Raw genomic sequence first — 19947 nt, 5'->3', positions numbered from 1 at the left:
ATTTCCCCATGACCGATAACGCTGTTCTTCAGTTACGCGCTGAGCGCCTCGCGCGCGCCACGCGTCCTTTCCTTGCCCGAGGTAATCGCGTCCGCCGCTGTCAGCGCTGCCTGCTGCCGCAGAAACTCTGCTTGTGCGCAACGCTGGCACCCTCTGAGGCAAAAAGTCGCTTTTGTCTGGTGATGTTTGATACCGAGCCGATGAAGCCCAGCAACACGGGGCGTTTAATTGCTGATATTCTGCCCGATACCACGGCTTTTCAGTGGTCACGCACCGAGCCGCCGCAGGCGCTGCTGGAACTGGTGAAAAATCCGGATTACCAGCCGATGGTTGTATTCCCGGCCTCCTATGCGGGTGGAGAGCGTAAAGTGATTTTCACGCCACCAGCCGGTAAGCCACCATTGTTTATCATGCTCGACGGTACCTGGCCTGAGGCGCGTAAAATGTTCCGCAAAAGCCCGTACCTCGATAACCTACCGGTGATCTCCGTTGATTTATCACGCCTTTCTGCTTACCACCTGCGTGGCGTTCACGCTGAAGGGCAATATTGCACTGCCGAAGTGGCCATCGCCTTGTTGGATCTGGCGGGAGATACGCAAGCCGCAGAAGGGTTAAGCGATCATTTCACTCGCTTTAAAACCCGCTACCTGGCAGGAAAAACTCAACATCAGGGAAGCGTCACAGCAGATTCATCAGAAAACGTTTAAAATCATTCGGTCACTGGTGTCATTAAGGAAGCCGATATGAGTCAGCGTGGTCTGGAAGCACTACTGCGACCGAAATCCATTGCGGTGATTGGGGCGTCAATGAAGCCTAATCGCGCGGGTTACCTGATGATGCGTAACCTGCTTGCCGGCGGTTTCAATGGGCCTGTTTTACCGGTGACGCCCGCATGGAAAGCGGTCCTGGGCGTACTGGCATGGCCCAATATCAACAGCCTGCCCTTTAGCCCGGATCTCGCCGTGTTGTGCACCAATGCCAGCCGTAACCTGGCGTTACTCGAAGCGCTTGGCGAGAAAGGCTGTAAAACCTGCATTATTCTCTCAGCTCCCGCGGCGCAGCACGCAGAGCTGCTGGCCTGCGCATCACGCTACAACATACGTTTGCTGGGCCCCAACAGCCTGGGACTTCTCGCGCCCTGGCAAGGGCTTAACGCCAGCTTTTCCCCCGTCCCGATTAAGCGCGGCAAGCTGGCTTTTATCTCTCAATCCGCTGCCGTATCCAATACCATACTCGACTGGGCACAGCAGAGAGAAATGGGCTTTTCTTACTTTATCGCGCTGGGTGATAGCCTGGATATCGACGTTGATGAGCTGCTGGATTACCTGGCGCGCGACAGCAAAACCAGCGCGATATTGCTGTATCTCGAACATTTAAGTGATGCCCGACGCTTTGTTTCCGCCGCCCGCAGCGCCTCGCGCAATAAACCTATTCTGGTGATTAAGAGCGGTCGTAGTCCAGCGGCGCAGCGTTTACTGCATACCAGCGCCGGGATGGACCCTGCGTGGGATGCCGCTATTCAGCGCGCCGGTTTACTACGCGTACAAGACACCCACGAGCTGTTCTCGGCGGTCGAAACCCTGAGTCACATGCGTCCACTACGTGGCGACAGGCTGATGATCATCAGCAATGGGGCCGCGCCTGCCGCACTGGCATTAGATGAACTGTGGTCAAAAAATGGCAAGTTGGCGACGTTGAGTGAAGACACCTGCCAGAAATTACGCGATGCATTGCCTGAACATGTTGATATCGCCAACCCGCTGGATCTGCGTGATGACGCCAGCAGCGAACACTACGTTAAGACGCTGGATATTTTGCTCGCCAGCCAGGATTTTGACGCGCTGATGGTGATTCATTCACCCAGCGCAGCCGCTCCCGGAACCGAAAGCGCACTGGCATTGATTGAAGCGGTAAAGCATCACCCCCGAGGAAAATTCGTCTCGTTGCTGACCAACTGGTGCGGAGAGTTTTCCTCTCAGGAAGCCCGCAGACTGTTTAGCGAAGCCGGACTGCCCACCTACCGCACGCCGGAAGGTACCATCACCGCATTTATGCATATGGTGGAATATCGGCGAAACCAGAAGCAGCTACGAGAAACGCCTGCGCTGCCTGACAGCCTGACCTCCAACACCGCCGAAGCGCATAATCTGTTACAGCGGGCGATTGCTGAAGGAGCGACATCGCTTGATACCCATGAAGTGCAGCCGATTTTACAGGCTTATGGCTTACACACGCTGCCAACGTGGATCGCCAGCGACAGCGCGGAAGCCGTACACATCGCGGAGCAAATCGGCTACCCGGTGGCGCTCAAGCTGCGTTCTCCTGATATTCCGCATAAATCAGAAGTTCAGGGGGTGATGCTCTACCTGCGTACAGCCACTGAAGTGCAGCAGGCCGCCAATGCAATTTTCGATCGGGTAAAAATGGCCTGGCCGCAGGCACGCATTCACGGCTTATTAGTGCAAAGTATGGCGAATCGCGCCGGCGCTCAGGAGCTTCGTGTCGTCGTTGAACACGACCCGGTATTTGGCCCGTTGATTATGTTGGGTGAAGGTGGTGTTGAGTGGCGACCGGAAGATCAAGCCGTGGTGGCATTGCCGCCATTGAACATGAATCTGGCGCGTTATCTGGTGATCCAGGGGATCAAAAATAAAAAGATCCGCGCGCGCAGCGCACTGCGCCCATTGGATATAGCCGGGTTGAGCCAACTTCTGGTGCAGGTCTCCAACCTGATCGTCGATTGCCCGGAAATTCAGCGTCTGGATATTCATCCGCTGCTGGCCTCGGCCGGAGAATTTACCGCGCTGGACGTTACGCTGGATATTGCCCCTTTCACGGGCGATAACGAAAGCAGACTGGCTGTACGTCCCTACCCTCATCAGCTTGAAGAGTGGGTGGAGTTGAAGAACGGCGAGCGCTGTCTGTTCCGCCCCATTTTGCCGGAGGATGAACCTCATCTTCAGCAGTTCATTTCTCAGGTGACAAAAGAAGATCTTTATTATCGCTATTTCAGTGAGATCAACGAATTTACCCACGAAGATTTAGCCAATATGACGCAGATCGACTACGATCGGGAAATGGCCTTTGTTGCGGTGCGTTGTAAAGATAATCACGAAGAGATCCTCGGCGTAACGCGAGCAATCTCGGATCCTGATAACGTAGACGCTGAGTTTGCCGTACTGGTTCGTTCCGATCTCAAAGGGCTTGGACTGGGTCGCCGATTGATGGAAAAATTAATTGCCTATACTCGAGATCACGGACTTATACGTTTGAATGGTATTACGATGCCGAACAATCGTGGGATGGTCACCCTGGCCCGAAAACTCGGGTTTGTTGTTGACGTCCAGCTCGAAGAGGGAATTGTTGGGCTAACGCTTAATCTGGCCCAATGTGAGGAATCGTGAGTAAGGTACTGGAAATGTTGACCACATTAATGGGTACTGGTGGTATCATTGCCCGCTTATGTCGTCTGCATAGCACAGAGGACCCTTCAATGAACAGAGAAGAAATGCACTGTGATGTTGTCAAAATTTAAGCGTAATAAACATCAACAACACCTTGCCCAACTACCCAAGATTTCTCAGTCAGTTGATGATGTAGATTTCTTTTATGCTCCCGCTAATTTCAGGGAGACTCTGCTGGAAAAAATAGCCAGCGCGACGCGACGGATCTGCATTATTGCGCTGTACCTGGAACAGGATGACGGTGGTAAAGGCATACTTGACGCTCTCTATGCGGCAAAACGGCAGCGTCCTGAGCTGGATGTCCGGGTGCTTGTCGACTGGCACCGAGCCCAGCGCGGTCGTATTGGTGCTGCGGCATCCAATACCAATGCTGATTGGTATTGCCGAATGGCGCAAGAAAACCCTGGTATCGATATTCCTGTCTACGGTGTCCCGATTAACACCCGTGAAGCGCTTGGCGTCCTGCATTTCAAAGGCTTTATCATTGATGACAGCGTCCTGTACAGCGGGGCCAGTCTGAACGATGTTTACCTACATCAGCATGATAAATATCGCTATGACCGTTATCAGTTGATTCGCAACGCGCAAATGGCCGATATCATGTTCGATTGGGTGACGCAAAACCTGATGAACGGTCGCGGCGTTAACCGTCTTGATGATATCAACCGCCCTAAAAGCCCAGAAATTAAAAACGACATCCGCCTGTACCGTCAGGAACTGCGCGATGCGTCATTCCATTTTCAGGGTGATGCTGATAACGAACAGCTTTCGGTTACGCCTCTGGTGGGCCTTGGGAAATCCAGTCTGTTAAATAAGACCATTTTCCATCTTATGCCCTGCGCGGAGCACAAGCTTACAATCTGTACCCCTTATTTCAACCTTCCCGCCATACTGGTGCGCAATATCATTCAACTGCTGCGTGAAGGGAAAAAGGTTGAAATCATTGTCGGTGATAAAACCGCCAACGACTTTTTCATCCCGGAAGATGAGCCATTCAAGATCATCGGTGCGCTGCCTTATCTGTATGAAATCAATCTGCGCCGTTTCTTGAGCAGATTGCAGTATTACGTGAATACCGACCAGCTGGTCGTACGCCTATGGAAAGATGATGACAACACCTATCATCTGAAAGGTATGTGGGTTGATGATAAATGGATGCTGCTCACCGGCAACAACCTTAACCCTCGCGCCTGGCGTCTGGATCTGGAAAACGCCATCCTTATTCACGATCCTAAGCAAGAGCTCACCCCTCAGCGCGATAAAGAGCTGGAGCTTATCCGTACGCATACTACCGTCGTTAAGCACTATCGCGACCTGCAAAGCATTGCTGACTATCCAGTCAAAGTGCGTAAGCTCATCCGTCGACTACGCCGTATTCGTATCGACAGATTAATTAGCCGTATTCTGTAATCAAGACCCCGTCCAGTGACGGGGTTTTTCATATGGAGGCAACGGTGCGCCTGTTCATTCTTACCAGTATCCTTGCCATTTCGGGCTGCAGCCATATGGCTAACGACCAGTGGAGCGGGCAAGACAAAGCTCAACACTTCATCGCCTCCGCCATGCTTGCCGCAGCCGGCAATGAATATGCCCAACATCAGGGCAACAGCCGCGATCGCAGTGCGGCTATCGGCCTGATGTTCTCAGTCAGCTTGGGTGCATCAAAAGAGCTGTGGGACAGCCGTCCCGCTGGGAGCGGCTGGAGCTGGAAGGACTTCGCCTGGGATGTTGCAGGCGCATCTACCGGCTATGCGGTCTGGCAACTGGCACATTACTAGAGGCGCAGACCTTTCCCTTTCCCATGCAGCATTAGCGATACTAAAAACGCAACTACTGCCAGCGCAGTGACGTACCAGAAGAATGTCGTTTCCATACCGACAGACTTCAGGGACAACGCGACATATTCGGCTGAACCGCCAAACAGCGCATTGGCCACCGCATAAGATAAGCCGACCCCCAGAGCGCGTACCTGTGCCGGGAACATTTCGGCCTTCAGAATACCGCTAATTGACGTATAGAAACTGACGATTAACAGGGCACACATCACCAGAGCAAACGCCATATACGGGGATGTTACGCTTTGCAATGCTGTCAGAATGGGAACGGTGAAAATCGCGGCCAACGCGCCAAAACACAGCATTGAAGTACGTCGGCCAATTTTATCTGACAAGGCGCCGAACAGCGGTTGTACCAGCATGAACACACACAGTGCCGCCGTCATAATCCCACTGGCTACGTTGGCATGCATACCGGCTGTGTTAACCAGGTACTTCTGCATATAGGTTGTGAACGTATAAAAACACAATGATCCCGCGGCGGTAAAACCAAGCACCATGACAAAAGCTTTGCGATTACGCCACAGACCTTTCAGGGAACCCGCTTCTTTCAGCGCGCGAACATCCTGTTTCGAGGTTTCATCCAGTTGGCGACGCAGCCATAGCGCAACAATAGCCAGCACGGCACCCAACGCAAATGGAATACGCCAACCCCACTCTCTGAGCGCTGAGTCTTCTAACGTGTGTTGTAATATGACCACAACCAGTAATGCCAGTAACTGTCCGCCGATTAACGTTACGTACTGGAATGAAGCATAAAAACCTTTCTTACCTTCAACGGCGACTTCACTCATATAGGTCGCGCTTGTTCCGTATTCACCACCGACAGATAACCCCTGGAATAGCCTTGCCAGCAGTAATAGCGCAGGCGCCCAGGTACCGATAGTTTCATATCCCGGTAGACAAGCGATCACCAACGATCCCATGCACATCATACAAACGGACAGCAACATTGACTTTTTACGCCCGTGCTTATCCGCGATACGGCCAAACAGCCAGCCTCCAATTGGTCGCATCAAGAAGCCAGCGGCAAAAACGCCGGCGGTTTGTAAGAGTTGTGTGGTGGTATTTCCTGATGGAAAAAAGATATGAGCAAAATAAAGAGAGCAGAATGAATAGATATAGAAATCAAACCATTCGACCAGATTCCCTGATGATGCTCCGACAATCGCCCATATACGACGACGGGTATCGCCGTCTGACAGCGCCCCGTTCTCAGTTACACTACTATCAGCCATTAGAATTGTACCCCTGCCAACAATCGCGTGAATTTATCAATGATGGTCGTGTGTTTTTTGGTGAATGGAATGTTATATAATTGTTATATCTTATTGTGCGGTAAAGATCACGATTTTAATTAGCAGAGAAAGGATTCAGATATGTTCGAGGGAGAGATCCGTGTAGTAGATCGAGACAGTGTGCTTTTGTTGGTCGATTAAGGCTGTTACGTCGAATCCGGCAATGTACTGCCGCGTTGCCTGATGCGCTGCGCTTATCAGGCCTACAAAATACGTTCAGCCCGGCCCCTGTAGGCCGGATAAGGCGGCACGCAGCATCCGGCAATGTACCGCCGCGTTGCCTGATGCGCTGCGCTTATCAGGCCTACAAAATACGTTCAGCCCGGCCCCTGTAGGCCGGATAAGGCGGCACGCCGCATCCGGCAATGTACCGCCGCGTTGCCTGATGCGCTGCGCTTATCAGGCCTACAAAATACGTTCAGTCCGCGGTTTTCATCCCGCACAGACGCAAAAAAGCCCATCCGTCAGGATGGGCTTCTTCACTTTAATTAATGCCTGGCAGTTCCCTACTCTCGCATGGGGAGACCCCACACTACCATCGGCGCTACGGCGTTTCACTTCTGAGTTCGGCATGGGGTCAGGTGGGACCACCGCGCTACAGCCGCCAGGCAAATTCTGTCTATCAACACGCTTTTGCATGTCGATGTAATCTGTAATCAGGCTGAAAATATCTCTCTTCGCCAAAACATCTTCGGCGTTGTAAGGTTAAGCCTCACGGTTCATTAGTATCGGTTAGCTCAATGTATCGCTACACTTACACACCCGACCTATCAACGTCGTCGTCTTCAACGTTCCTTCAGGACCCTTAAAGGGTCAGGGAGAACTCATCTCGGGGCAAGTTTCGTGCTTAGATGCTTTCAGCACTTATCTCTTCCGCATTTAGCTACCGGGCAATGCCATTGGCATGACAACCCGAACACCAGTGATGCGTCCACTCCGGTCCTCTCGTACTAGGAGCAGCCCCCCTCAATTCTCCAGCGCCCACGGCAGATAGGGACCGAACTGTCTCACGACGTTCTAAACCCAGCTCGCGTACCACTTTAAATGGCGAACAGCCATACCCTTGGGACCTACTTCAGCCCCAGGATGTGATGAGCCGACATCGAGGTGCCAAACACCGCCGTCGATATGAACTCTTGGGCGGTATCAGCCTGTTATCCCCGGAGTACCTTTTATCCGTTGAGCGATGGCCCTTCCATTCAGAACCACCGGATCACTAAGACCTGCTTTCGCACCTGCTCGAGCCGTCACTCTCGCAGTCAAGCTAGCTTATGCCTTTGCACTAACCTCCTGATGTCCGACCAGGATTAGCTAACCTTCGTGCTCCTCCGTTACTCTTTAGGAGGAGACCGCCCCAGTCAAACTACCCACCAGACACTGTCCGCAACCCGGATTACGGGTCTACGTTAGAACACCAGCCATTAAAGGGTGGTATTTCAAGGATGGCTCCATGCAGACTGGCGTCCACACTTCAAAGCCTCCCACCTATCCTACACATCAAGGACCAGTGTTCAGTGTCAAGCTATAGTAAAGGTTCACGGGGTCTTTCCGTCTTGCCGCGGGTACACTGCATCTTCACAGCGAGTTCAATTTCACTGAGTCTCGGGTGGAGACAGCCTGGCCATCATTACGCCATTCGTGCAGGTCGGAACTTACCCGACAAGGAATTTCGCTACCTTAGGACCGTTATAGTTACGGCCGCCGTTTACCGGGGCTTCGATCAAGAGCTTCTCCTTACGGATAACCCCATCAATTAACCTTCCGGCACCGGGCAGGCGTCACACCGTATACGTCCACTTTCGTGTTTGCACAGTGCTGTGTTTTTAATAAACAGTTGCAGCCAGCTGGTATCTTCGACTGATTTCAGCTCCATGAGTAAATCACTTCACCTACATATCAGCGTGCCTTCTCCCGAAGTTACGGCACCATTTTGCCTAGTTCCTTCACCCGAGTTCTCTCAAGCGCCTTGGTATTCTCTACCTGACCACCTGTGTCGGTTTGGGGTACGATTTCGTGTTACCTGATGCTTAGAGGCTTTTCCTGGAAGCAGGGCATTTGTTACTTCAGCACCGTAGTGCCTCGTCATCACACCTCAGCGTTAAAAGGTACCGGATTTACCTGGAACCTCCGCCTACATGCTTAAACCGGGACAACCGTCGCCCGGCTAACATAGCCTTCTCCGTCCCCCCTTCGCAGTAACACCAAGTACAGGAATATTAACCTGTTTCCCATCGACTACGCCTTTCGGCCTCGCCTTAGGGGTCGACTCACCCTGCCCCGATTAACGTTGGACAGGAACCCTTGGTCTTCCGGCGTGCGGGTTTTTCACCCGCATTATCGTTACTTATGTCAGCATTCGCACTTCTGATACCTCCAGCATGCCTCACGACACACCTTCAACGGCTTACAGAACGCTCCCCTACCCAACAACACATAGTGTCGCTGCCGCAGCTTCGGTGCATGGTTTAGCCCCGTTACATCTTCCGCGCAGGCCGACTCGACCAGTGAGCTATTACGCTTTCTTTAAATGATGGCTGCTTCTAAGCCAACATCCTGGCTGTCTGTGCCTTCCCACATCGTTTCCCACTTAACCATGACTTTGGGACCTTAGCTGGCGGTCTGGGTTGTTTCCCTCTTCACGACGGACGTTAGCACCCGCCGTGTGTCTCCCGTGATAACATTCTTCGGTATTCGCAGTTTGCATCGGGTTGGTAAGTCGGGATGACCCCCTAGCCGAAACAGTGCTCTACCCCCGAAGATGAGTTCACGAGGCGCTACCTAAATAGCTTTCGGGGAGAACCAGCTATCTCCCGGTTTGATTGGCCTTTCACCCCCAGCCACAAGTCATCCGCTAATTTTTCAACATTAGTCGGTTCGGTCCTCCAGTTAGTGTTACCCAACCTTCAACCTGCCCATGGCTAGATCACCGGGTTTCGGGTCTATACCCTGCAACTTAACGCCCAGTTAAGACTCGGTTTCCCTTCGGCTCCCCTATTCGGTTAACCTTGCTACAGAATATAAGTCGCTGACCCATTATACAAAAGGTACGCAGTCACACCCCAAAGGGTGCTCCCACTGCTTGTACGTACACGGTTTCAGGTTCTTTTTCACTCCCCTCGCCGGGGTTCTTTTCGCCTTTCCCTCACGGTACTGGTTCACTATCGGTCAGTCAGGAGTATTTAGCCTTGGAGGATGGTCCCCCCATATTCAGACAGGATACCACGTGTCCCGCCCTACTCTTCGAGTTCACAACACATGCACTTTTGTGTACGGGACTTTCACCCTGTATCGTGCGACTTTCCAGACGCTTCCACTAACACACATGCTGATTCAGACTCTGGGCTGCTCCCCGTTCGCTCGCCGCTACTGGGGGAATCTCGGTTGATTTCTTTTCCTCGGGGTACTTAGATGTTTCAGTTCCCCCGGTTCGCTTCATTACGCTATGTATTCACGTAATGATAGTGTGACGAATCACACTGGGTTTCCCCATTCGGAAATCGCCGGTTATAACGGTTCATATCACCTTACCGACGCTTATCGCAGATTAGCACGTCCTTCATCGCCTCTGACTGCCAGGGCATCCACCGTGTACGCTTAGTCGCTTAACCTCACAACCCGAAGATGTTTCTTTCGATTCATCATCGACTTGCAAAAATTTGAGAGACTCGAACACACCGCTTTTCATTTCTTATTACGGAGAAATGAAACAGTGTGTCGTTTCAATTTTCAGCTTGATCCAGATTTTTAAAGAGCAAATATCTCAAACGTGACTCGAAAGTCAGTTTTGAGATACTTCGGTCGGCGACTTTCACTCACACATACCAGCAAGTGGCGTCCCCTAGGGGATTCGAACCCCTGTTACCGCCGTGAAAGGGCGGTGTCCTGGGCCTCTAGACGAAGGGGACACTGAAGTCTCAATCGCAAGACGCCTTGCTATTTACTTTTCATCAGACAATCTGTGTGAGCACTACAAAGGCAGGTTCTTTAAGGTAAGGAGGTGATCCAACCGCAGGTTCCCCTACGGTTACCTTGTTACGACTTCACCCCAGTCATGAATCACAAAGTGGTAAGCGCCCTCCCGAAGGTTAAGCTACCTACTTCTTTTGCAACCCACTCCCATGGTGTGACGGGCGGTGTGTACAAGGCCCGGGAACGTATTCACCGTGGCATTCTGATCCACGATTACTAGCGATTCCGACTTCATGGAGTCGAGTTGCAGACTCCAATCCGGACTACGACATACTTTATGAGGTCCGCTTGCTCTCGCGAGGTCGCTTCTCTTTGTATATGCCATTGTAGCACGTGTGTAGCCCTACTCGTAAGGGCCATGATGACTTGACGTCATCCCCACCTTCCTCCAGTTTATCACTGGCAGTCTCCTTTGAGTTCCCGACCGAATCGCTGGCAACAAAGGATAAGGGTTGCGCTCGTTGCGGGACTTAACCCAACATTTCACAACACGAGCTGACGACAGCCATGCAGCACCTGTCTCAGAGTTCCCGAAGGCACCAAAGCATCTCTGCTAAGTTCTCTGGATGTCAAGAGTAGGTAAGGTTCTTCGCGTTGCATCGAATTAAACCACATGCTCCACCGCTTGTGCGGGCCCCCGTCAATTCATTTGAGTTTTAACCTTGCGGCCGTACTCCCCAGGCGGTCGACTTAACGCGTTAGCTCCGGAAGCCACGCCTCAAGGGCACAACCTCCAAGTCGACATCGTTTACGGCGTGGACTACCAGGGTATCTAATCCTGTTTGCTCCCCACGCTTTCGCACCTGAGCGTCAGTCTTTGTCCAGGGGGCCGCCTTCGCCACCGGTATTCCTCCAGATCTCTACGCATTTCACCGCTACACCTGGAATTCTACCCCCCTCTACAAGACTCTAGCCTGCCAGTTTCGGATGCAGTTCCCAGGTTGAGCCCGGGGATTTCACATCCGACTTGACAGACCGCCTGCGTGCGCTTTACGCCCAGTAATTCCGATTAACGCTTGCACCCTCCGTATTACCGCGGCTGCTGGCACGGAGTTAGCCGGTGCTTCTTCTGCGAGTAACGTCAATTGCTGCGGTTATTAACCACAACACCTTCCTCCTCGCTGAAAGTACTTTACAACCCGAAGGCCTTCTTCATACACGCGGCATGGCTGCATCAGGCTTGCGCCCATTGTGCAATATTCCCCACTGCTGCCTCCCGTAGGAGTCTGGACCGTGTCTCAGTTCCAGTGTGGCTGGTCATCCTCTCAGACCAGCTAGGGATCGTCGCCTAGGTGAGCCGTTACCCCACCTACTAGCTAATCCCATCTGGGCACATCCGATGGCAAGAGGCCCGAAGGTCCCCCTCTTTGGTCTTGCGACGTTATGCGGTATTAGCTACCGTTTCCAGTAGTTATCCCCCTCCATCGGGCAGTTTCCCAGACATTACTCACCCGTCCGCCACTCGTCACCCAAGGAGCAAGCTCCTCTGTGCTACCGTTCGACTTGCATGTGTTAGGCCTGCCGCCAGCGTTCAATCTGAGCCATGATCAAACTCTTCAATTTAAAAGTTTGATGCTCAATGAATTAAACTTCGTAATGAATTACGTGTTCACTCGTTGAGACTTGGTATTCATTTTTCGTCTTGCGACGTTAAGAATCCGTATCTTCGAGTGCCCACACAGATTGTCTGATAAATTGTTAAAGAGCAGTGCCGCTTCGCTTTTTCTCAGCGGCGCGGGGTGTGCATATTACGCCATCCCGCCACGAAGTCAAGCATTTAATTTCGCTTTCTTCGCCGGAGTTCTCAGTGGAACTCCGCTGACCCGGCGGCGTGTAATCCGTTGTTCCGTGTCAGTGGAGGCGCATTATAGGGAGTTATTTCAGGCTGACAAGTTAAAAATATAAAAAACTTATCAAGCGATTACTTTTCAATCAACACATCCATTTCTGCCTGGATTTTAAACAAAAACGAGCCCCGCAGGGCCCGTTTATTGTTGTTTTGTGACTTACTGCACTGCCACTATGCGATCGTCATTCACTTCCAGACGAATCGTTTTGCCTGGAATCAGTTCACCAGACAGAATTTGCTGCGCCAGCGGGTTTTCGATCTGCTGCTGGATAGCACGTTTCAATGGACGCGCTCCATACACCGGATCGTAACCATTCGCGCTCAGCAGTTTAAGCGCCTCGTCAGAAATATGTATTTCATAGCCACGCTCTTCCAGACGTTTGTACAGACGCTGCAACTGGATCTGAGCAATAGAAGCAATGTGCTGCTCACCCAGCGGATGGAATACGACAACCTCATCTATACGGTTGATGAATTCCGGGCGGAAGTTATGGCTCACGACGCCCAGCACCATATCTTTCATGTGACCGTAATCCAACTCACCGAAGCGTTCCTGGATCAGATCGGACCCCAGGTTCGAGGTCATGATGACAACCGTATTACGGAAGTCGACCGTTCTCCCCTGTCCGTCAGTCAGACGACCATCATCAAGCACCTGCAGCAGAATGTTGAACACATCCGGATGCGCTTTCTCCACTTCATCCAACAAGATGACGGAGTAAGGACGACGACGTACTGCTTCCGTCAGATACCCACCTTCTTCATAACCGACATATCCCGGAGGTGCCCCGACCAAACGAGACACGGAGTGTTTCTCCATAAACTCGGACATATCGATACGCACCATTGCGTCGTCACTGTCGAACATAAAGTTTGCCAGCGCTTTGCACAGTTCGGTTTTACCGACACCGGTTGGACCAAGGAACAGGAATGAACCAATCGGACGATTCGGATCGGACAAGCCCGCGCGGCTACGACGAATGGCATTAGAAACGGCTTCCACCGCTTCGTTCTGACCAATCACGCGGCTGTGCAGCTCCTGCTCCATACGCAACAGTTTTTCTCGTTCGCCTTCCAGCATGCGAGCAACAGGGATCCCCGTCCAGCGCGCCAGTACCTCAGCAATTTCCGCATCCGTAACTTTATTACGCAGCAGACGCATGGTTTTGCCTTCAGACTGGGTGGCTGCTTCCAGCTGTTTTTCCAGTTCAGGAATTTTGCCGTACTGCAGTTCAGACATCCGCGCCAGGTCGCCAACGCGGCGCGCCTGTTCGATGGCGATTTTTGCCTGCTCCAGCTCAGCCTTGATAGTTTGCGTTCCCGAGAGGGAAGCTTTTTCAGCTTTCCACTCTTCCTCTAACTCAGAATACTGGCGTTCTTTGTCGTCCAGCTCTTCGTTGAGCATATCGAGACGTTTTTTACTTGCCTCATCAGACTCTTTCATTAATGCCTGCTGTTCCAGTTTGAGCTGGATAATACGGCGGTCGAGTCTGTCGAGTTCCTCCGGCTTGGAGTCAATCTGCATACGAATGCTGGATGCCGCTTCGTCAATAAGGTCGATAGCTTTATCCGGCAACTGACGATCGGCAATATAGCGATGAGACAGCGTAGCAGCCGCAACAATCGCCGGGTCAGTAATCTGCACATGATGGTGCAGTTCATAACGTTCTTTCAGGCCACGCAAGATTGCGATGGTGTCTTCCACTGAAGGTTCAGCCACAAACACTTTCTGGAAACGACGTTCCAGCGCCGCATCTTTTTCGATGTACTGGCGATACTCATCAAGCGTTGTTGCGCCTACGCAGTGCAGTTCCCCGCGAGCCAGTGCTGGTTTCAGCATGTTCCCGGCGTCCATTGCGCCATCGGCTTTACCCGCCCCAACCATGGTATGCAATTCGTCGATAAACAGAATGACGTTGCCTTCCTGTTTCGAGAGATCGTTCAGCACACCTTTTAAACGTTCTTCGAACTCACCACGATATTTGGCCCCAGCCACCAGCGCGCCCATATCCAGCGCCAGTACACGACGGCCTTTTAAGCCTTCCGGCACTTCACCATTGATGATGCGTTGGGCCAGCCCTTCAACGATGGCGGTTTTACCGACACCGGGTTCACCGATTAACACCGGGTTATTTTTAGTACGACGTTGCAGAACCTGAATGGTACGGCGAATTTCTTCATCACGGCCGATGACCGGATCGAGTTTGCCCTGTTCGGCACGTTCGGTCAGATCGACGGTATATTTTTTCAAGGCCTGACGTTGGTCTTCAGCCCCCTGGTCATTCACGCTTTCACCTCCACGCATTTGTTCAATTGCCTGAGTGATATTGGCGGTCGTCGCGCCTGCTGATTTTAATAAGTCGGTCAGCGTACCGCGTGACTCAAGCGCCGCCAGAACGAACAGTTCTGACGAAATAAAGTTGTCCCCACGTTTTTGCGCCAGCTTGTCGCAAAGATTCAGTACACGCACCAGTTCCTGAGAAGGCTGCACATCGCCACCGGTACCTTCTACCTGTGGCAAACGGCTCAACGCCTGGTCAATGGCTGTACGTAACTGGCCAGCATTAATGCCAGCAGACGTTAATAAAGGACGTACCGATCCCCCTTCCTGATTCAGCAAGGCGCTCATTAGATGAAGTGGTTCGATGAATTGATTGTCGTGCCCCAATGCGAGTGACTGGGCATCGGCAAGAGCAAGCTGGAATTTATTAGTAAGACGATCCAGACGCATAACTCCTCCCATAACAGGTCAAAATTGCTACTGGAGATTAAATGAGGTCATCCCTCAATTATTCAAGGTGAATGACCTGAATTATGTGAAAAGAAAATTACACGTACCGGATCGTCTTGATTCTTTAGGTTATATCAGCCAAATAAAACTTGCCATACGACCCGTGGTATTGTCGCGACGATAAGAGAAGAACGTCTCACTTTCGCTGAAGGTGCAACGGTCGCCGCCGTGGATGTTCTCTAACCCGACACTGGACAGACGCTGGCGCGCAAGCTGGTAGATATCCGCCAGATACTTATCGCCGCGCGGTACAAATGCAAGGTCCGCTTGCGGATCTTTCGTCATGAACGCCTCGCGGACTTCTGGTCCAACTTCAAACGCGTTTGGACCTATCGCCGGGCCTAGCCAGGCAATAATGTTTTCAGGTTTGTCGGCAAAACACGCCACCGTCTCTTCCAGCACGCCGGCGCATAATCCGCGCCAACCCGCATGGGCCGCAGCAACTTCCGTTCCGGCACGATTGCAAAACAACACCGGCAAACAATCAGCGGTCATCACCGCACACACGGTGCCCGGCGTGTTGCTGTACGACGCATCTGCGCGTTTGCAGGCGTAAGGCTCGCCGGTCAGTTTCAGGACATCCTTACCGTGGACCTGCTCCAACCAGACTGGCTTTGACGGCAGATTGCCCGCAGCAAACAGTCGTTTGCGGTTCTCTTCAACATGCTCCGGGTTATCGCCGCAATGGGCGCCCAGATTCAGCGAATCGTAAGGCGGCATACTGACTCCGCCAATACGGGTAGAACTACACGCCGCGACACCTTGCGGTATCGGCCACTGCGGGACAATTAGCTTACTCATAGCCAGGCAATATCATCCTTATGTTCTTCGAAATCAGCGCGCATCACTTCAATCAACTGCACCATATCTTGTGGGATCGGTGCATGCCATTCCATTTCGATACCGGAAATCGGGTGATACAAACGCAGCATGGTCGCGTGCAGCGCTTGACGGTCGAACTTACGCAGTACGGAGATAAATTCGTCAGAAGCGCCTTTCGGTGGACGTGGACGACCGCCGTAAACCTGATCGCCCACCAGCGGATGAGTGATATGTGCCATGTGCACGCGGATCTGGTGCGTACGTCCGGTTTCCAGACGCAACCGCAGACGCGTGTGCACACGGAAGTGTTCCATAATGCGATAGTGCGTTACCGCCGGTTTCCCCATTGGGTGTACCGCCATGTGCGTACGCTTGGTCGGGTGACGGCTAATCGGTTCCTCAACGGTTCCGCCAGCAGTCATGTGACCAATTGCCACGGCTTCGTACTCACGGGTAATTTCGCGCAGCTGCAACGACTCCACCAAACGTGTTTGCGCCGGAACCGTTTTTGCCACCACCATTAATCCGGTCGTGTCTTTATCCAGACGGTGCACGATACCTGCACGAGGAACATCCGCGATTGGCGGGTAGTAATGCAGTAACGCATTCAATACCGTACCATCGGGATTCCCGGCGCCCGGATGCACTACAAGGTCACGGGGTTTGTTGATGACAAGAATGTCGTCATCTTCATAAACGATATCCAGTGGGATATCCTGAGGTTCAAAACGAACCTCTTCATCAATTTCTGCATTGATGGAGACACGCTCTCCACCCAACACTTTTTCTTTCGGTTTATCGCAAAGTTGGTCATTTACCAGTACGCGCTGGTCAAGGATCCATTCTTTTATGCGCGATCGCGAATAATCAGGGAACAATTCGGCCAAAGCCTGATCTAAGCGTTGACCGAGCTGATTTTCGGAGACTGTTGCGGTGAGTTCTACTCGTTGTGCCATAAACTGCTTCTTCGTTTAACGTTGGGTTTTACGGCTTTGCCGTTTAATATAGTGTGCTATTGTAGCTGGTCTTAACCGGGAGCAGGAACAGAGAATCTCCCGTATTACATTTTGAGGAAAGTCAAAACGTCATGACGCGCATGAAATATCTGGTGGCAGCAGCCACGTTGAGCCTGTTTTTGGCGGGTTGCTCTGGTTCAAAGGAAGAGGTGCCCGATAATCCGCCAAATGAAATCTACGCGACTGCTCAGCAAAAGCTGCAGGACGGTAACTGGAAACAGGCAATAACGCAATTGGAAGCGTTGGATAACCGTTATCCATTTGGACCGTATTCTCAGCAGGTGCAATTAGATCTCATCTACGCCTACTACAAAAACGCCGATCTGCCACTTGCTCAGGCTGCCATCGATCGTTTTATCCGTCTTAACCCGACACACCCTAACATTGATTATGTCATGTATATGCGTGGCCTGACCAATATGGCGTTGGATGATAGCGCACTGCAAGGATTCTTTGGTGTTGATCGTAGCGATCGCGATCCGCAACATGCCCGAGCTGCGTTTAATGACTTTTCCAAACTGGTGCGTGGGTATCCGAATAGCCAGTACACTACTGACGCCACCAAACGTCTGGTGTTCCTGAAAGACCGCCTGGCGAAGTATGAATACTCCGTTGCAGAATACTACACTGCCCGCGGCGCATGGGTTGCCGTGGTAAACCGTGTGGAAGGCATGCTGCGCGACTACCCGGATACCCAGGCAACACGTAATGCCCTGCCGTTGATGGAAAACGCTTATCGCCAGATGCAGATGAATGCGCAGGCAGAAAAAGTCGCGAAAATCATTGCCGCCAACAGCAGCAATACCTGATTTGCCTCAGAATGCAAAACGGCAGCCCCTGGGCTGCCGTTTTTTTATCCGTTAACGCCACAACTGAAGCGGTTTAGCTCCGACGCATCCCATCAAATATGGCCTGCTTTCAGGTATTCCTCAAGTAAAAAATCGCCTGTTCCTGCGGTGCCTCACAAAAAGGTTTTCTTGACAAAAAGCGACAAAATAATGTGATTTAGATCACACATTTTGACATTAGGAACGGTATGCTGGAATCACCAAGACGGGAAAGACAAGAGGTAAAATTTATGACAATGAACATTACCAGTAAACAAATGGAAATTACTCCGGCAATTCGCCAGCATGTCGCAGACCGTCTCGCCAAACTAGAAAAATGGCAAACTCATCTGATTAATCCACATATCATTCTGTCTAAGGAGCCACAGGGTTTCATTGCTGATGCCACCATCAATACACCGAACGGACATCTGGTCGCCAGCGCAAAACACGAGGATATGTACACAGCAATTAACGATTTGATCAACAAGCTGGAACGGCAGCTCAATAAAGTGCAGCACAAAGGCGAAGCCCGTCGTGCAACAACTTCAGTCAAAGACGCCAACTTCGTCGAAGCAGAAGAAGAGTAGTCCCTTACATTGAGTGTATCGCCAACGCGCCTTCGGGCGCGTTTTTTGTTGACAGGGTGAAAACAGTACGGGTACTTTACTGACGTAGCCAAAGGAAAATTACATGAAACTTGTCCCGTTCTTCTTCGCATTCTTTTTTACCTTCCCCTGAATGGGAGGCGTTTCGTCGTGTGATAAAGAATGCGAAGACGAACAATAAGGCCTCCCACAACGGGAGGCCTTTTTTATTGATAACAAGAAAGGCAACACTATGACATCGGAAAACCCATTGCTGGCGCTGCGCGATAAGATCAGCACGCTGGATGAAAAATTACTGGCCCTGCTGGCTGAGCGACGTGGACTGGCCGTAGAAGTTGGTAAAGCCAAACTGCTTTCGCATCGTCCGGTTCGTGATATCGATCGTGAACGTGACCTTTTGGACCGACTCATTCAGCTTGGCAAAGCACATCATCTTGATGCTCACTACATTACTCGCCTGTTCCAGCTCATAATCGAAGATTCCGTCCTGACTCAACAGGCACTGCTCCAGCAGCACCTGAACAAAATTAACCCACACTCCGCGCGCGTGGCCTTCCTTGGGCCAAAAGGGTCATATTCCCATCTCGCAGCACGTCAGTACGCTGCCCGCCATTTTGAACAATTTATTGAAAGCGGCTGCGCAAAATTTGCCGATATCTTTAATCAGGTCGAAACCGGACAGGCTGACTATGCTGTGGTACCGATTGAAAACACCAGCTCCGGTGGGATTAACGACGTTTACGACCTGCTGCAGCACACCAGCCTGTCTATCGTTGGCGAGATGACCATTACGATAGACCACTGTGTACTGGTGTCTGGCACGACGGATCTTGAGACTATTGAAACGGTATATAGCCATCCGCAGCCGTTCCAGCAGTGCAGCAAATTCCTGAATCGCTACCCGCACTGGAAGATTGAGTACACTGAAAGCACCTCTGCGGCGATGGAAAAAGTTGCGCAGGCTAACTCACCGCGCGTGGCGGCCCTGGGGAGCGAAGCCGGAGGCGTACTGTATGGATTGCAGGTTCTCGAGCATATTGAGGCTAACCAGTCGCAAAACATCACCCGCTTCGTGGTGCTGGCACGCAAAGCAATCAATGTTTCCGATCAGGTTCCGGCAAAAACAACCCTGTTGATGGCGACGGGGCAACAAGCCGGTGCGCTGGTTGAGGCGCTGCTGGTACTGCGTAACCATAATCTGATTATGACTAAACTGGAGTCACGCCCGATTCACGGCAATCCGTGGGAAGAGATGTTTTATCTTGATATCCAGGCCAACCTGGAGTCGCCCCAGATGCAAAAAGCATTGAAAGAGCTGGGTGAGATTACGCGTTCGATGAAAGTACTGGGATGCTATCCAAGTGAGAACGTGGTGCCAGTCGATCCGAGCTAACGTTTGACAATGCCGGATGGCGCTACGCTTATCCGGCCTACGATTCATACGATTTTTGAAGGCCGGATAAGGCAA

Annotated in this window: 12 protein-coding genes, 1 tRNA gene, 3 rRNA genes and 1 other annotated feature; of the genes, 8 read left to right on the top strand and 8 right to left on the bottom strand. The window is 51.8% G+C overall.

Annotated features, from left to right (window positions below; all coding sequences use genetic code 11):
* The first annotated feature begins 8 nt into the window (after positions 1–8).
* The 4 genes from tapT (at position 9) to LY264_RS06380 (ending at position 5242) form a co-directional block, all read left to right on the top strand.
* Positions 9–707, top strand: a complete 699-nt coding sequence (gene tapT / locus LY264_RS06400; RefSeq protein WP_048225107.1) for a tRNA-uridine aminocarboxypropyltransferase — start codon at positions 9–11, stop codon at positions 705–707.
* A 36-nt stretch (positions 708–743) separates the two neighbouring features.
* On the top strand, positions 744–3404 hold the full coding sequence (locus tag LY264_RS06395) for a bifunctional acetate--CoA ligase family protein/GNAT family N-acetyltransferase (RefSeq protein WP_048225109.1): 2661 nt from the start codon (positions 744–746) through the stop codon (positions 3402–3404).
* Between the two features lie 114 nt (positions 3405–3518).
* Positions 3519–4874 (top strand): CDP-diacylglycerol--serine O-phosphatidyltransferase, encoded by a 1356-nt coding sequence (pssA, locus tag LY264_RS06385; protein WP_003835350.1) that lies wholly within the window; start codon positions 3519–3521, stop codon positions 4872–4874.
* Between the two features lie 32 nt (positions 4875–4906).
* Positions 4907–5242, top strand: coding sequence for a YfiM family lipoprotein (locus LY264_RS06380; protein WP_153687927.1), 336 nt, complete (start codon positions 4907–4909; stop codon positions 5240–5242).
* On the opposite strand, the gene LY264_RS06375 is transcribed toward LY264_RS06380, so the two are convergent.
* From LY264_RS06375 to rluD, 8 genes are all read right to left on the bottom strand, one after another.
* Complete coding sequence (locus LY264_RS06375) at positions 5239–6537, bottom strand: MFS transporter (RefSeq protein ID WP_048225111.1); 1299 nt, start codon at positions 6535–6537, stop codon at positions 5239–5241. The two genes, LY264_RS06380 and LY264_RS06375, sit on opposite strands and share 4 nt — an antisense overlap.
* A 553-nt stretch (positions 6538–7090) precedes the next feature.
* A 5S ribosomal RNA gene (gene rrf, locus LY264_RS06370) occupies positions 7091–7206 on the bottom strand.
* 92 nt (positions 7207–7298) lie between these two features.
* Positions 7299–10205, bottom strand: a 23S ribosomal RNA gene (locus LY264_RS06365).
* A gap of 221 nt (positions 10206–10426) precedes the next feature.
* Positions 10427–10502 (bottom strand) — tRNA-Glu (locus tag LY264_RS06360).
* 85 nt (positions 10503–10587) lie between these two features.
* Positions 10588–12129: ribosomal RNA gene (locus tag LY264_RS06355) — 16S ribosomal RNA — on the bottom strand.
* Together the 16S, 23S and 5S rRNA genes with 1 tRNA gene alongside form the textbook arrangement of a ribosomal RNA operon.
* 443 nt (positions 12130–12572) lie before the next feature.
* Positions 12573–15146, bottom strand: coding sequence for an ATP-dependent chaperone ClpB (gene clpB / locus LY264_RS06350; protein ID WP_020996274.1), 2574 nt, complete (start codon positions 15144–15146; stop codon positions 12573–12575).
* Between the two features lie 129 nt (positions 15147–15275).
* On the bottom strand, positions 15276–16007 hold the full coding sequence (gene yfiH / locus LY264_RS06345; protein WP_048225113.1) for a purine nucleoside phosphorylase YfiH: 732 nt from the start codon (positions 16005–16007) through the stop codon (positions 15276–15278).
* Entirely contained in the window at positions 16004–16984 is a 981-nt protein-coding gene (gene rluD / locus LY264_RS06340) for a 23S rRNA pseudouridine(1911/1915/1917) synthase RluD (RefSeq protein WP_003826464.1), read from the bottom strand. The genes yfiH and rluD overlap by 4 nt, the downstream gene beginning before the upstream one ends.
* A 131-nt stretch (positions 16985–17115) precedes the next feature.
* Here rluD and bamD point away from each other — a divergent pair, with 131 nt between their 5' ends.
* From bamD to pheA, 4 genes are all read left to right on the top strand, one after another.
* Positions 17116–17853, top strand: a complete 738-nt coding sequence (gene bamD, locus LY264_RS06335) for an outer membrane protein assembly factor BamD (RefSeq protein WP_003826460.1) — start codon at positions 17116–17118, stop codon at positions 17851–17853.
* Between the two features lie 269 nt (positions 17854–18122).
* Entirely contained in the window at positions 18123–18461 is a 339-nt protein-coding gene (gene raiA / locus LY264_RS06330; protein WP_003031244.1) for a ribosome-associated translation inhibitor RaiA, read from the top strand.
* Between the two features lie 102 nt (positions 18462–18563).
* Positions 18564–18689 (top strand) — a sequence feature (Phe leader region).
* A complete protein-coding gene (gene pheL, locus LY264_RS06325) occupies positions 18565–18612 on the top strand; it encodes a pheA operon leader peptide PheL (RefSeq protein WP_100250063.1) in 48 nt (15 codons plus the stop codon). (Overlaps the previous feature by 48 nt.)
* Before the next feature lie 22 nt (positions 18690–18711).
* Positions 18712–19872, top strand: a complete 1161-nt coding sequence (gene pheA, locus LY264_RS06320) for a bifunctional chorismate mutase/prephenate dehydratase (RefSeq protein WP_003826458.1) — start codon at positions 18712–18714, stop codon at positions 19870–19872.
* Positions 19873–19947: the final 75 nt, after the last annotated feature.

Source organism: Citrobacter portucalensis (assembly GCF_023374935.1).
GTDB lineage: Bacteria > Pseudomonadota > Gammaproteobacteria > Enterobacterales > Enterobacteriaceae > Citrobacter > Citrobacter portucalensis.
The sequence above is the reverse complement of the archived record's forward strand: the minus strand, read 5'-3'. Positions and strand labels throughout refer to the sequence as shown.

What these genes read in the sequence shown, in the direction of transcription:
- pheA (WP_003826458.1), top strand. Translation starts at nt 18,712, where the DNA reads ATGACATCGGAAAACCCATTGCTGGCGCTGCGCGATAAGATCAGCACG.
- rluD (WP_003826464.1), bottom strand. Translation starts at nt 16,984, where the DNA reads ATGGCACAACGAGTAGAACTCACCGCAACAGTCTCCGAAAATCAGCTC.
- LY264_RS06395 (WP_048225109.1), top strand. Translation starts at nt 744, where the DNA reads ATGAGTCAGCGTGGTCTGGAAGCACTACTGCGACCGAAATCCATTGCG.
- LY264_RS06375 (WP_048225111.1), bottom strand. Translation starts at nt 6,537, where the DNA reads ATGGCTGATAGTAGTGTAACTGAGAACGGGGCGCTGTCAGACGGCGAT.
- pssA (WP_003835350.1), top strand. Translation starts at nt 3,519, where the DNA reads ATGTTGTCAAAATTTAAGCGTAATAAACATCAACAACACCTTGCCCAA.
- clpB (WP_020996274.1), bottom strand. Translation starts at nt 15,146, where the DNA reads ATGCGTCTGGATCGTCTTACTAATAAATTCCAGCTTGCTCTTGCCGAT.
- raiA (WP_003031244.1), top strand. Translation starts at nt 18,123, where the DNA reads ATGACAATGAACATTACCAGTAAACAAATGGAAATTACTCCGGCAATT.
- tapT (WP_048225107.1), top strand. Translation starts at nt 9, where the DNA reads ATGACCGATAACGCTGTTCTTCAGTTACGCGCTGAGCGCCTCGCGCGC.
- bamD (WP_003826460.1), top strand. Translation starts at nt 17,116, where the DNA reads ATGACGCGCATGAAATATCTGGTGGCAGCAGCCACGTTGAGCCTGTTT.
- yfiH (WP_048225113.1), bottom strand. Translation starts at nt 16,007, where the DNA reads ATGAGTAAGCTAATTGTCCCGCAGTGGCCGATACCGCAAGGTGTCGCG.
- LY264_RS06380 (WP_153687927.1), top strand. Translation starts at nt 4,907, where the DNA reads ATGGAGGCAACGGTGCGCCTGTTCATTCTTACCAGTATCCTTGCCATT.